Annotated in this window: 13 protein-coding genes; 8 read left to right on the top strand and 5 right to left on the bottom strand. The window is 63.7% G+C overall.

The window, feature by feature from the left end; all coding sequences use genetic code 11:
- The first annotated feature begins 26 nt into the window (after window positions 1-26).
- The 8 genes from murG (at window position 27) to Q7J58_RS02155 (ending at window position 8,265) form a co-directional block, all read left to right on the top strand.
- Complete coding sequence (gene murG / locus Q7J58_RS02190) at window positions 27-1,106, top strand: undecaprenyldiphospho-muramoylpentapeptide beta-N-acetylglucosaminyltransferase (protein WP_304822779.1); 1,080 nt, start codon at window positions 27-29, stop codon at window positions 1,104-1,106.
- The gene (gene murC, locus Q7J58_RS02185; RefSeq protein ID WP_304822777.1) at window positions 1,103-2,521 is read left to right on the top strand and encodes a UDP-N-acetylmuramate--L-alanine ligase; all 1,419 of its coding nucleotides are present in this window, start codon (window positions 1,103-1,105) and stop codon (window positions 2,519-2,521) included. The genes murG and murC overlap by 4 nt, the downstream gene beginning before the upstream one ends.
- Window positions 2,518-3,489, top strand: coding sequence for a D-alanine--D-alanine ligase (locus Q7J58_RS02180; RefSeq protein ID WP_304822774.1), 972 nt, complete (start codon window positions 2,518-2,520; stop codon window positions 3,487-3,489). Before murC ends, Q7J58_RS02180 begins: the two co-directional genes overlap by 4 nt.
- Window positions 3,490-3,499: 10 nt before the next feature.
- Entirely contained in the window at window positions 3,500-4,294 is a 795-nt protein-coding gene (locus Q7J58_RS02175; protein WP_304822772.1) for a cell division protein FtsQ/DivIB, read from the top strand.
- A gap of 12 nt (window positions 4,295-4,306) precedes the next feature.
- A complete protein-coding gene (gene ftsA, locus Q7J58_RS02170; RefSeq protein ID WP_304822770.1) occupies window positions 4,307-5,536 on the top strand; it encodes a cell division protein FtsA in 1,230 nt (409 codons plus the stop codon).
- Between the two features lie 224 nt (window positions 5,537-5,760).
- The gene (gene ftsZ, locus Q7J58_RS02165; protein WP_304822767.1) at window positions 5,761-6,981 is read left to right on the top strand and encodes a cell division protein FtsZ; all 1,221 of its coding nucleotides are present in this window, start codon (window positions 5,761-5,763) and stop codon (window positions 6,979-6,981) included.
- Between the two features lie 172 nt (window positions 6,982-7,153).
- A complete protein-coding gene (gene lpxC / locus Q7J58_RS02160) occupies window positions 7,154-8,077 on the top strand; it encodes a UDP-3-O-acyl-N-acetylglucosamine deacetylase (protein ID WP_304822765.1) in 924 nt (307 codons plus the stop codon).
- Between the two features lie 11 nt (window positions 8,078-8,088).
- Window positions 8,089-8,265 carry a hypothetical protein gene (locus Q7J58_RS02155; protein WP_304822762.1) on the top strand — a complete coding sequence of 59 codons (177 nt, stop codon included), beginning with the start codon at window positions 8,089-8,091 and terminating at the stop codon, window positions 8,263-8,265.
- A gap of 21 nt (window positions 8,266-8,286) precedes the next feature.
- Here Q7J58_RS02155 and ruvC read toward each other — a convergent pair whose 3' ends face one another.
- The 5 genes from ruvC to Q7J58_RS02130 all read right to left on the bottom strand — a co-directional run bounded on the left by ruvC (window position 8,287) and on the right by Q7J58_RS02130 (window position 12,144).
- Window positions 8,287-8,835 (bottom strand): crossover junction endodeoxyribonuclease RuvC, encoded by a 549-nt coding sequence (ruvC, locus tag Q7J58_RS02150; RefSeq protein ID WP_304822759.1) that lies wholly within the window; start codon window positions 8,833-8,835, stop codon window positions 8,287-8,289.
- Window positions 8,832-9,821 (bottom strand): phosphatidate cytidylyltransferase, encoded by a 990-nt coding sequence (locus tag Q7J58_RS02145; RefSeq protein ID WP_304822756.1) that lies wholly within the window; start codon window positions 9,819-9,821, stop codon window positions 8,832-8,834. Before Q7J58_RS02145 ends, ruvC begins: the two co-directional genes overlap by 4 nt.
- Window positions 9,822-10,418 carry a lysophospholipid acyltransferase family protein gene (locus Q7J58_RS02140; RefSeq protein ID WP_304822753.1) on the bottom strand — a complete coding sequence of 199 codons (597 nt, stop codon included), beginning with the start codon at window positions 10,416-10,418 and terminating at the stop codon, window positions 9,822-9,824.
- Between the two features lie 64 nt (window positions 10,419-10,482).
- Window positions 10,483-11,268, bottom strand: coding sequence for a transglycosylase domain-containing protein (locus Q7J58_RS02135; RefSeq protein WP_304822750.1), 786 nt, complete (start codon window positions 11,266-11,268; stop codon window positions 10,483-10,485).
- 9 nt (window positions 11,269-11,277) lie between these two features.
- Window positions 11,278-12,144 carry a TonB family protein gene (locus Q7J58_RS02130; protein WP_304822748.1) on the bottom strand — a complete coding sequence of 289 codons (867 nt, stop codon included), beginning with the start codon at window positions 12,142-12,144 and terminating at the stop codon, window positions 11,278-11,280.
- Window positions 12,145-12,147: the final 3 nt, after the last annotated feature.

The raw sequence follows: 12,147 nt of genomic DNA, 5'->3' as shown, positions 1-12,147 counted from the left end.
GCATCGCTGATGAAAGGGGGCCGCGCATGAGCAAGATGCCTTGCGCCCTGATCATGGCCGGTGGCACAGGCGGCCACATTTTCCCTGGCCTCGCCGTGGCAGAAGCCTTGCGTGAGCGTGGCTGGCGTGTGCACTGGCTGGGCGCTCCCGGCAGCATGGAAAGCCGCATCGTGCCACCGCGTGGTTTCGCACTCGAAATGATCGACTTTGGTGGCGTGCGCGGAAAGAGTCTCAAGACCCTGTTTCTGCTGCCTTTGCGCTTGCTGCGGGCATTCTGGCAAGCCTTGCAGGTGGTGCGCCGTGTGCAGCCCGACGTGTTGGTGGGTCTGGGCGGTTACATCACCTTCCCCGGCGGCATGATGGGCACCCTGCTGGGCAAGCCGCTGGTGCTGCACGAACAAAACTCGGTGGCGGGCATGGCCAACAAGGTGCTCGCAGGCATAGCCGACCGCGTGTTCACCGCTTTTCCCAACGTGCTGAAAAAAGCCGAGTGGGTGGGCAATCCGTTGCGGGCCGAATTTTTGCGCCAGCCCGCGCCCGAAGTCCGTCTGGCTGGCCGCACCGGGCCGCTGCGCCTGCTGGTGGTGGGGGGCAGCCTGGGTGCCAAAGCGCTCAACGACACCGTGCCGCAGGCGCTGGCCCTGATTCCTGCTGCCCAGCGCCCGTTCGTGGTGCACCAAAGCGGCGAAAAACAGATCGATGCGCTGCGGGCCAACTACAGCGCCGCGGGTGTGCAGGCCGAGCTCACGCCCTTCATCGACGACACGGCCCAGGCGTTTGCCGATGCCGACCTGATCGTGTGCCGCGCCGGGGCCAGCACCGTGACCGAAATGGCCGCCGTGGGCGCTGCCGCGCTGTTTGTGCCGTACCCGCACGCGGTCGACGACCACCAGACCACCAATGCCCGTTTTTTGGCCGATGCCGGTGGCGCCTGGGTGGTGCAACAGACCGAGCTGACGCCACACATGCTGGCACACAAGCTGCAAACCGTGCAGCGCGAACAACTCATCAACATGGGGCGCAAAGCCAAACACATGGAAAAAACAAACGCTGTGGCGGCCGTGGTGGCCGCCTGCGAGCAGCTCGCGAAAGTGAAACCCACATGAAACATGCCATTCGCCATATCCATTTTGTCGGCATCGGCGGTGCGGGCATGAGCGGCATTGCCGAGGTGCTGCTCAACCAGGGCTACCGTATTTCGGGCAGCGACCTGGGTGAGAACGCGGCCACGCGTCGGTTGGTCGATATGGGGGCCGAGGTGTTTGTGGGCCACGATGCCCGGTACATCGAAGGGGCCGACGCCATCGTCACCTCCACCGCCGTGAAAGAAGACAACCCCGAGGTGGTCGCCGCCCACGCCAAGCTGGTGCCGGTGGTGCCGCGCGCGGTGATGCTGGCCGAGCTGATGCGCATGAAAAAAGGCGTGGCCATTGCCGGCACCCACGGCAAAACCACCACCACCAGCCTGGTGGCCAGCGTGTTGGCGGCGGCCCACCTGGACCCCACGTTTGTGATCGGAGGGCGCCTCAACAGCGCAGGTGCCAACGCGCAGCTGGGCTCGGGCGAGTACATCGTGGTCGAGGCCGATGAGTCCGACGCCTCGTTCCTGAACCTCCTGCCGGTGTTGTCGGTGGTGACCAACATCGATGCCGACCACATGGACACCTACGGCCACGACTTTGGCCGACTCAAAAGTGCATTCGTTGAGTTTTTGCACCGCATGCCGTTCTATGGTGCCGCCGTGGTGTGTGTGGACGACCCGTCCATCCGCGAAATACTGCCGCAGATTGCGCGCCCCATCACCAGCTACGGCTTCTCTGAAGACGCCCAGGTGCGGGCTGTGAATGTGCGTGCCGTGGGTGCCCAGATGCACTTCACGGTGCAGCGCAGAAACGGCATTGAGCTGCCCGACCTGGACGTGGTGCTGAACCTGCCTGGCCACCACAACGTGCTCAACGCACTGGCCGCCATCGGCATTGCGGTGGAGCTGGGTGTGGACGATGCCGCCGTGGTGCAGGCGCTGGCCGAGTTCAAGGGTGTGGGTCGGCGCTTTCAGCGCTACGGTGAAGCTGTGCTGCCCTCGGGCGGCCGTTGCACGCTGGTGGACGACTACGGCCACCACCCGGTGGAAATGGCGGCCACCTTGTCGGCCGCGCGCGGAGCCTTCCCGGGCCGGCGCCTGGTGCTGGCGTTTCAGCCGCACCGCTACAGCCGCACGCGCGACTGCTTTGAAGACTTTGTGAAGGTGATCGGCCAGGCCGACGCGGTGTTGCTGGCCGAGGTGTACGCCGCAGGCGAAGCCCCTATCGTGGCCGCCGATGGCCGTTCTCTCTCGCGTGCGCTGCGCGTGGCAGGCAAGCTGGAGCCCCTGTTTGTGGACGATATCGCCGCCATGCCCCAGGCCATCCTGGACAACGCGCGCGATGGCGATGTGGTGCTGTGCATGGGTGCTGGCTCCATCGGCACGGTGGCCGCCCGCGTGGTGGTGTTGGCGCAAGAGGTGCAAGAGGTGCAAGCATGACAACGGCAGATCGCATGGACGCCAAGCCACTGGGCAAGGTGGCGGTGCTGATGGGTGGTCGCTCGGCCGAGCGCGAGGTCTCGCTGATGTCGGGCGCCGGCGTGCTGGCCGCGCTGCGCTCACATGGGGTGGACGCCCATCCGTTTGATCCCGCCGAGCGCGATCTGGGAGCGCTCAAGCGCGAGGGTTTTGCGCGCTGTTTCATCGCGCTGCACGGCCGTTTTGGTGAAGACGGCACGGTACAGGGCGCGCTGGAGCTGCTGGGCATTCCTTACACCGGCCCCGGTGTGATGGCCTCGGCGGTGGCCATGGACAAGCTCATGACCAAACGCATCTGGCTGGCCGAGGGTCTGCCCACGCCGGCCTGGCGTCATGTGCACAGCGCCGAAGAAACCCGTTCAGCCTTGGATGCGTTGGGCACGCCCATGATCGTCAAGCCGGTGCGCGAAGGCTCTACCATTGGCCTGACCAAGGTGGTTTCGGCCGGGCAGTGCGAGGCCGCTTACGCCCTGGCGTCGCAGCAAGACCCCATGGTCATGTGCGAGCAGTTCATTGCCGGCGACGAAGTCACCTGCCCGGTGCTTGGCTCGGGCCCCCTGGCGCGTGCCTTGCCTGTGATCCGCATCGTGGCGCCCGACGGCAACTACGACTACCAGCACAAATACTTTACCGACGACACGCAATACCTGGTGCCCTGTGGTCTGCCTGAAGGCGAAGAAGCCGCCATTCAGGCGCTGGTGCTCAAAGCCTTTCGCACGCTGGACTGCCGGGGCTGGGCCCGCGCCGATGTGATGATCGACGGCAAGACGCGCCAGCCCTATCTGCTGGAGATCAACACCTCGCCGGGCATGACCAGCCATTCGCTGGTGCCCATGTCGGCCCGCGCCACCGGCCTGTCTTACGAAGACCTGTGTCTGAGCGTGCTGGCCAGCGCCGCGTTGGACAACGCGGCGCCCACCACGGTCTGAGCCCTCAGCCATGACCCAGCCCGTCCTGCCCATCGATGTCAAGCTCATGACCGCGGCCACCCATGCTTTGGTCGCGCTGTTTGCCATGCTGTGCCTGGTCGTACTGGGTGCCTGGGCGGTGCGCCATCCGGTGTGGTCGGTCCAGGCCATCACCGTGCACGGCGATGTGGCGCACCAGAATGCCGTGACCTTCCGTGCGCAATTGGCCACCCAGATGAAAAGCAGTTTGTCAGCCAGCTTCCTCACCGTGGACCTGCAGCAGGTCAAGCGCCTGTTTGAATCGGTGCCTTGGGTGCGTCAGGCGGTGGTGCAGCGCGAGTTTCCCAACCGTTTGCGTGTCACGCTGCAGGAACACGAGGCGGTGGCCTGGTGGGGATCATCGGGCTCTGGCCAACTGGTGAGCCGCCTGGGCGAGGTGTTTGACGCCAGCCCCGACGACAGCGATGGCCTGCCCGAACTGGCGGGTCCTGCCGCACAGTCGGCCGAGTTGTGGGCGCTGTACCAGCGGCTCAGTGCGGAACTGGCCCGGCTGGAGCTGGGCCTGGCCCGGTTGGAACTCACCGAGCGAGGCAGCTGGCGCGCTGAGCTGGACAATGGCGCTCGCTTGGAACTCGGGCGCGGCACCCCCGACGAGCTGGTGGCACGCACACAGCGCTTCACAGCCACATTGAGCCAGTTGACCCAACGCTACGCTGGCGCGGTGCAGTCGGTGGACTTGCGCTACCCCAACGGTTACGCGCTGCGCATGCGCGGCGTGACCACGGTCACCGAAAACACCGTGACCTCCACACCGAGAACCAGGTAACCAAAAACAATCATGGCCAAGGAATACAAGGATTTGGTGGTCGGACTTGACATTGGCACCGCCAAGATCATGGTGGTGGTGGCCGAGGTCCAAGCCAACGGCCAACTCAAGCTGGCCGGACTGGGCGTGTCGGCCAGCCACGGTTTGAAGCGCGGCGTGGTGGTCAACATCGACGCCACCGTGCAGAGCATCCAGGCCGCGCTGAAGGAGGCCGAGCTGATGGCCGACTGCCGCATTGCACGGGTTTACACCGGCATCACCGGCAGCCACATCCGCGGCATCAACTCCAGCGGCATGGTGGCCATCAAAGACCGCGAGGTCACGCCTGCCGACGTGGCCCGCGTGATTGAAACCGCCAAGGCCATCAACATCTCCACCGACCAGCGCCTGCTGCTGGTGGAGCCGCAAGAATTCGTCATCGACAACCAAGAGGTGAAAGAGCCCATTGGCATGAGCGGCATTCGCCTGGAGGCCAAGGTGCACATCGTCACCGGTGCGCAGAGCGCGGCCGAAAACATCATCAAATGCGTGCGCCGCTGCGGTCTGGAGGTGGACCAGCTGATGCTCAATCCACTGGCTTCCAGCCAGGCCGTGCTGACCGACGACGAAAAAGAGCTGGGTGTGGCGCTGGTGGACATTGGCGCGGGTACCACCGACGTGGCCATTTTTGCCGGAGGCGCCATCCGCCACACCGCTGTGATTCCGATTGCGGGCGACCTCATTACCAGCGACATTGCCATGGCGCTGCGCACCCCCACCAAAGACGCCGAAGACATCAAAGTGGAGCACGGCTGCGCAAAGCAGCTGCTGGCCAACCCCGACACCCAGGTGGAGGTGCCCGGTCTGGGCGACCGCGCCCCGCGCATGCTCAGCCGCCAGGCGCTGGCCGGTGTGATCGAGCCCCGGGTGGAAGAAATCTTTGCCTTGGTGCAACAAGTGGTGCGCGATTCGGGCTACGAAGAGATTTTGTCTTCGGGCATCGTGCTCACGGGGGGCAGTGCCGTCATGCCGGGCATGGTAGAACTGGGCGAAGACATTTTTCTGAAGCCGGTGCGTCGGGGCGTTCCCAACTACAACAGTGCCCTGTCCGACATGGTGGCGCAGACGCGCGCAGCCACGGTCATGGGTTTGCTGGAAGAGGCCCGGCTGGCCCGTGTGCGAGGGCACAAGGTGGCGCAAAAAGCAGGTTCCATGCAGGGCGTGCTGGAGCGCATGAAAAACTGGTTTGTGGGGACCTTCTGATGCACGGTATGCACACGCTGAACCTTCGCTTTCGGACGGCTGTTCCTGCTTCATCGCACTGCCGTTTTGCCGGGCTCTACCCGGTCCACCGATATTCCGAGTACACCGGGCCGCCAGGGTGATGCCTATGTCACCATCCGGCCCTTTTTTCGCCGAATCGCTGAGATTTTTTATTGATAGCTGCCCGATACAGATAGGTTACCGGGTACCAACAGGAGAGAGAAATGAGCATCGACATGATTGAAATTGAAGAATTCAACCAAGGCACCCAGATCAAGGTGATTGGTGTGGGTGGTGGTGGTGCCAACGCGGTGGAGCACATGATTTCGCGCAGTGTGCAGGGTGTCGAATTCATTTGCGCCAACACCGACGCGCAGTCTTTGTCCCGCAGCACGGCGCACAAAACCATCCAGCTCGGTGCCACCGGTCTGGGTGCTGGCAGCAAACCTGAAAAGGGCCGCAACGCCGCTGAACTGGCCGTGGACGAAATCCGCTCAGCCATCGAAGGCGCCCATATGCTGTTCATCACCGCCGGCATGGGTGGCGGCACCGGCACCGGTGCAGCACCCGTGATCGCCCGTGTGGCCAAGGAAATGGGCATCTTGACCGTGGGCGTGGTCACCAAACCGTTCGACTGGGAAGGTGGTCGCCGCATGAGCAATGCCGACAGCGGTCTGACCGAACTCGAAGCCAATGTGGATTCGCTGATCGTGGTGCTCAACGAAAAGCTGTTGGACGTGCTGGGCGATGACGTGACCCAGGACGAGGCTTTTGCACACGCCAACGACGTGTTGAAAAACGCCGTGGGCGGCATAGCCGAAATCATCAACGAGTACGGCAATGTCAACGTGGACTTTGAAGACGTGCGCACCGTGATGGGTGAGCCCGGCAAAGCCATGATGGGCACCGCTGTGGCCTCCGGTCCGGACCGGGCCCGCATTGCGGCCGAGCAGGCGGTGGCCTGCCCGCTGCTGGAAGGTGTGGACCTCTCAGGTGCCAAGGGCGTGCTGGTGTTGGTGACGGCATCCAAAGACTCCCTGAAGCTCAAGGAATCCAAGGAAGCCATGACCGCCATCAAGGCCTACGCGTCACCCGACGCCCATGTGATCTTTGGTGCCGCCTACGATGAGGGCTTGGGCGACAGCATGCGCGTGACCGTGGTGGCCACCGGCCTGAGCCGTCAGGGCAGTATGCGCCGCACCGCGCCACCGTTGCAGGTGCTGCGTACCGGCACCGACAACGTGCCGTTCAACAACGTACCCACCGTCAACACGGTGGTGGGTGGTGCGGGCGCTGGCGCCTCCCAGCCCGACTACAACCCCATGACCGTGCCGAGCGTCTGGCGCACCAACCGCACCCAGGCTGCAGCCAAGGTGGACGCCTTGTCTTCAGGCGGTATGGACGACTTCGAGATCCCTGCCTTCCTGCGCAAACAAGCCGATTGAAAAGCTCCCCCCGCGCCGCCTGCGGCGTCACCCCCAGGGGCAACACCTGCGGCCCGGCAAAGCCGGTTCCGCGGTGTTCTTGGCTCGGGGCCTCTCTGGCCATCGGTGGTGTCCATCACCGGGATAGTTTTCCTGCCGAGCGCGAAACCGTTCAAAAAATTAAAATCACTGGATGCTTGCACAACGTACCCTCAAATCCCTGACCAAAGCCGTTGGCGTGGGCTTGCACAGCGGTCAGCGGGTGGAGTTGACGTTGCGCCCTGCGCCGCCAGACACCGGGATTGTGTTTCGGCGCGTCGATCTGCCCGAGCCGGTGGAGATCGCGGTCACGGCGCAGGCGGTGTCGGACACCAAGCTGGCATCGACCATCTCCAACGGCGGTGTGAAGGTCTACACCATTGAGCACCTGATGAGTGCAGCCGCCGGGCTGGGGCTGGACAACCTGTATGTGGATATCACCGCCGAAGAGGTGCCCATTCTCGACGGTTCATCGGCTTCGTTTGTCTACCTGCTGCAAAGCGCGGGTATCGTGATGCAGAAAGCGCCCAAGCGCTTTATTCGGGTGACCCAGCCGGTGGAGGTGCGCGAGGGTGAGGGCCGCACGCTCAAGTGGGCGCGGCTCGACCCATACCACGGCTACAAGCTCGCTTTTGAAATTGAGTTTGATCACCCGGCGGTCACGTCAACGGGGCAGCGCGTGGAGTTTGACATGGGCAGCGGTACCTACGCCCGCGAGATCGCGCGGGCCCGCACCTTCGGTTTCACGCGCGATGTGGAAATGATGCGCTCACACGGTCTGGCCATGGGCGGCGGGCTGGACAACGCCATCGTGATGGACGATGTGAAAGTGCTCAACGCCGACGGCCTGCGCTACCAGGACGAGTTCGTGAAACACAAGATCCTGGACGCCATTGGCGACTTGTACATTGTGGGCAAACCGCTGCTGGCCGCCTACAGCGCGTTTCGCAGCGGCCACGGCATGAACAACCAGTTGCTGCGCGCTTTGCTGGCCCGCCCAGATGCGTATGAGGTGGTCAGTTTTGAGCGCGACCGCGACGCCCCGGCCGGCTTTGCACAATTGGCTCCGGCCTGGTAAGGCCTGCGGACATGCTGTTGTTTCGCTTCACCATATTCTTTTTGCTCATCGCCGCGGGCGTGTGCTTTGCGTTTTACATCGGCACCGGCAAAGCCTACTTTCGCCAGTGGGGCTTGATCATCCTGAAGTGGACCGTGATTGCCGCGCTGGGCTTTTTCGGCGTTTTGGTGCTGGAGCGGCTGTTGTAGAACCGCATCGGGTGCTGGGGTTCAGTAGCTGCGCCCACCTTTGTAAGCCGCGTGCGTGCGCGCCTGCAAGGCCGACACTTTGTTGATGGCCGCCACCGAGCGTGCCACCTGCGCGTGGGTGATGCACAGGCCCAGGGCGTCGGCGGCGTCTTTGCCGGGCAGGCCGGGCAGTTGCAGCAAGCGTTTCACCATCTCTTGCATCTGCGCCTTGTCGGCCCGGCCGTAGCCCACCACCGCCTTTTTCAGTTGCAACGCGGTGTACTCGGCCACATTCAGGCCATTGGCCACCAGCGCGGTGAGGCAGCATCCGCGCGCCTGGCCCAGGAGCAGCGTGGCTTGCGGGTTCACGTTCACAAACACGATTTCGCAGACGGACACCCCGGGCTGGTAGCGCGCCACCACCTCGCTGATGCCGTCAAACAGAATCTTCAGCCGCTCGGGCAGCAGCGCGCCGTCTTTGGGGCTGGTTTGAATGGTGCCGCTGGCCACGTAGTGCAGGTCGGCGCCTTCGGCATCAACCACGCCGAAACCGGTGCACTGCAGTCCGGGGTCGATGCCGAGAATTCTCATAGGTTGAAGGTCCAGCGCACCGAGTGGAAGAACACCGGGGCTGCAAAACAGAGCGCGTCCACCCGGTCCAGCAAGCCGCTGGCGCCGGTGACCGAGCGACCCGCGCTGCCCCAGTGCGTAACGCCACGGTCGCGTTTGATGGCTTTCATGACAAGGTGGCCCAACGAGCCCGCCACACACGCCACCAAGGCCATACCCAGCGCCTGCAGCGGTTTGAACGGCGTGAATCCCGAGAGCAGGGCGCCCACCAGCCCGCCGGCCAGCAACCCCCAGACCCAGCTGCGCCAGTGAAAGCTGGCGCTGATGGCGGGCGCGGCGGGACGGCTGAGCCCGCGCGCCGCCAGGTGTTGCACCAGCATGCAGGTTTGCACCACCAGCACCAGAAAAAAGACCAAAAACGCTTCGCGTCCGGCAAACCGGGGGAAGTTCAGCAGCATCAGGGCCGGCACGTGGCTCATGCCGTACACGCACACCATGATGCCCCACTGCAGCTTGGCGTTGCGCTCCAGGAAACGCTGTGGATCGTTGCCCAGCGCACTCACCACGGGAATGGCGAGAAACACATACACCGGAATGAACACGGTGAAGAGGTTGAAATGTTGGGTCCAGACCAGCGCATATTGCAGCGGCAGCACCAGAAAGAACGCCAGCACCAGGCTGCGGTGGTCGCTGCGGCGCGTGGGTGACAGGCTGATGAACTCACGCAGCACAAAAAACGAGAGCAGGCCAAACAGCACAATGCCCGCGCCATCGCCCAGCGCCCAGCCGATCCAGAACACCCAGGCCATCACCCACGAGGTGCGCAGCAGGGCACGGTTGTCGTGCCGGCGCAGGGCGCGGCGGGCTTCTTCGTCGCTGGGGGGGTGCCGCTCACGGAGCGACAGCAACACCGCCCCAACGCTGGCCAACACCAGCAAGCCGAACACCCCCACAAACAGCAGGCTGACCTGTTGTTCCGGCGTGAGGCTGCGCAAAAAGGAGCCCATTCAGACCTCCCGCAAGGCCATGACGGCGGCCCGGGCGCGCTGCAGAAAGTCGGCACGGGGCTCGCCAGGCGCCAGCTTCATGGGCTCACCAAAGGTGACCGAGCACAGCACCGGCACCGGCACCACTTCGCCCTTGGGCATGACGCGTTGCACGTTGTGGATCCAGGTGGGCACCAGCACCACGTCGGGAAAGCGCTGGGCCAGGTTGTACAAACCGCTTTTGAACGGCTGCGGATCTTCTTCAAAACCGCGCGTGCCTTCGGGAAACAAAATCAACGAGTCGCCGCTTTCCAGGGCGCTGATCAGCGGTTGCAGCGGGTCTTCGTCGCCCTTGCGTTCACGCTCCACATACACCGCGTTGAATACCTCGGTGGTCATCCAGCGCTTGAACCGGGACGCGGTCCAGTAATCTTTGGCCGCGATGGGGCGGGTGATGCTGCGCAGCGCGGTGGGCAGCGCCGCCCAGATCAGCACCAGGTCGGCGTGGCTTTGGTGGTTGGCGAAATAAATGCGTTGTTCGGCCTTGGGTGGGCAGCCGTGCCAGCGCGCTTGTGCGCCGGTGAGCAGGCGCACAAAGCCCAATAGGAACGTGCCCATGGCGTGGGCCGCCAGCCTCACAGTGCCCTCTCTTTGGGCCCATACGGCATGCCCGAGCGCTTGTTCACGGCGCGTTCACCGCGCCCATGCGCGCCACGATGGTGCCGGTGCGGCGTGCGAGATAGGCCGAGTTCTGGCGGTTCTCAAAAAACTTCGGGCTGGGCAGCATCACGGCGAGCCGCGCGGCCTCGTGCGGGCTGAGCTGGGCGGCCGACTTCTTGAAATACCGCTGGGCCGCGGCTTCAGCGCCAAAAACGCCCTCGCCCCACTCCACACTGTTGAGGTAAATCTCCAGAATGCGCTGCTTGCTCAGCAGCGCTTCGAGCGTGAGCGTGAGCAGCAATTCTTGCCCCTTGCGCAGCAGGTTGCGCTCGCCCGAGAGCAACAGGTTCTTGGCCAGTTGTTGGGTGATGGTGGAGCCACCCACCACCTTGGCGGGCTTGATCGCCTTGACTGCGGCCTCGGCAGCTTCGGGTTTTTTGGCCAGACGCCGTTCGATCTGTTCGGCGCGCTTGTCGGCCAGTTCCTGCCGCTTCTCATTTTTTTTCCAGGCTGCTTCGATCGCGCCCCAGTCCACGCCACCGTGGGTGACAAAGCCCGCATCTTCCGAGGCCATCACCGCGCGCTTGAGGTGTGGGCTGATCTGGTCGTAGTCCACCCACTGGTGCGACCAGCGCCCCTCTTTCTCGCTGCCCAGGCTGGCACCCGCGATGCGCCAGGCCTCGGAGCGCATGAACGCTGTGCTGTGGGGATTCACCACCACCATGAGCGCCACCCGCAACACAAAAAAGAGCTGCAGTGCTGCGCCGGCCAGCAACAACCACAACACCCAGCGTCCGAAAGATTTCATGGGGCGTTCTTATTGGCTTGAAAGCTGGGTTTGCAGCGTTTCGTCGCGCATGAATCGAAAGCGTGAGACGACCACAATCTCATCGGCTCGGCGACGCATGGCGTCGCTGAAGCGGCCAAAGTCCAGTCCGCGCACGATAGCCTGGGCTCGGCGATCCAGCGTGGCGTTGCCCGAGGTTTGCACCACTTCGGTGTTCAATACGTTGCCCGTGTGGTTGACGGTGATGATCATGGTGAGCTCGCCGTAGAGTTTGCGGCCCCCAGCCTCCGGGAAGTTGCTGGTGCCACGGTCTTCTATCTTGCGGCGCAGCGCATCGTAATAAATGGCATAAACCTCTTCCCGTGTGGCTGGGCTGATGTAGCGCTTCTTCGGGCGAGCGTTTTCTTCGTTGATGCGTTTTTCAATCTCGGCCAGGATTTTGATCAGTGCCTGGCGTTTTCGCTCGCGCTCAATCACGGCCGGGTTGGTGTTCAGCGCGTCCAGATCGGGCGGCGGCATGCTGGCCAGTTGCTGGCGAACCTGCGCCAAAATTTGGTTTTGCCGCTTCTTGAGTGCTTCAATCCGCTGTTCGTCTTCTTCGGTGGTGTCACCCATGCGCACTTGCGTGTTGGGCGGCAGCGGCGAGGTGGCTCGGCCTGTGGCCGCCTCACCACCGCCCGCGAGCGATGCCTGGGCAATGGCTTTGGCCTGGTCCGGGCGTTCGTCGCTTTTGGCGTTGACCAAAATGACTTCCAGCGGCGTGTCCTGAAACACCCGGTTGAAGCCTTCGGGGTCCACAAAACGCACGGTCAGCAAGGCCGCATGCACGGCCACCGAAATGCCCAGCGCGAGCTGCAGCGTGCTCAGTTTTTGGAGGAACGTCAGGGCGGGTTTCACGCC

This window comes from Hydrogenophaga sp., assembly GCF_030656115.1.
In the GTDB taxonomy this organism is placed as follows: Bacteria; Pseudomonadota; Gammaproteobacteria; order Burkholderiales; family Burkholderiaceae_C; genus Hydrogenophaga.
The sequence above is the reverse complement of the archived record's forward strand: the minus strand, read 5'-3'. Positions and strand labels throughout refer to the sequence as shown.

What these genes read in the sequence shown, in the direction of transcription:
- Q7J58_RS02145 (WP_304822756.1), bottom strand. Translation starts at nt 9,821, where the DNA reads ATGGGCTCCTTTTTGCGCAGCCTCACGCCGGAACAACAGGTCAGCCTG.
- Q7J58_RS02180 (WP_304822774.1), top strand. Translation starts at nt 2,518, where the DNA reads ATGACAACGGCAGATCGCATGGACGCCAAGCCACTGGGCAAGGTGGCG.
- ruvC (WP_304822759.1), bottom strand. Translation starts at nt 8,835, where the DNA reads ATGAGAATTCTCGGCATCGACCCCGGACTGCAGTGCACCGGTTTCGGC.
- Q7J58_RS02155 (WP_304822762.1), top strand. Translation starts at nt 8,089, where the DNA reads ATGCTGTTGTTTCGCTTCACCATATTCTTTTTGCTCATCGCCGCGGGC.
- murC (WP_304822777.1), top strand. Translation starts at nt 1,103, where the DNA reads ATGAAACATGCCATTCGCCATATCCATTTTGTCGGCATCGGCGGTGCG.
- lpxC (WP_304822765.1), top strand. Translation starts at nt 7,154, where the DNA reads ATGCTTGCACAACGTACCCTCAAATCCCTGACCAAAGCCGTTGGCGTG.
- Q7J58_RS02140 (WP_304822753.1), bottom strand. Translation starts at nt 10,418, where the DNA reads ATGGGCACGTTCCTATTGGGCTTTGTGCGCCTGCTCACCGGCGCACAA.
- ftsA (WP_304822770.1), top strand. Translation starts at nt 4,307, where the DNA reads ATGGCCAAGGAATACAAGGATTTGGTGGTCGGACTTGACATTGGCACC.
- Q7J58_RS02175 (WP_304822772.1), top strand. Translation starts at nt 3,500, where the DNA reads ATGACCCAGCCCGTCCTGCCCATCGATGTCAAGCTCATGACCGCGGCC.
- ftsZ (WP_304822767.1), top strand. Translation starts at nt 5,761, where the DNA reads ATGAGCATCGACATGATTGAAATTGAAGAATTCAACCAAGGCACCCAG.
- Q7J58_RS02135 (WP_304822750.1), bottom strand. Translation starts at nt 11,268, where the DNA reads ATGAAATCTTTCGGACGCTGGGTGTTGTGGTTGTTGCTGGCCGGCGCA.
- murG (WP_304822779.1), top strand. Translation starts at nt 27, where the DNA reads ATGAGCAAGATGCCTTGCGCCCTGATCATGGCCGGTGGCACAGGCGGC.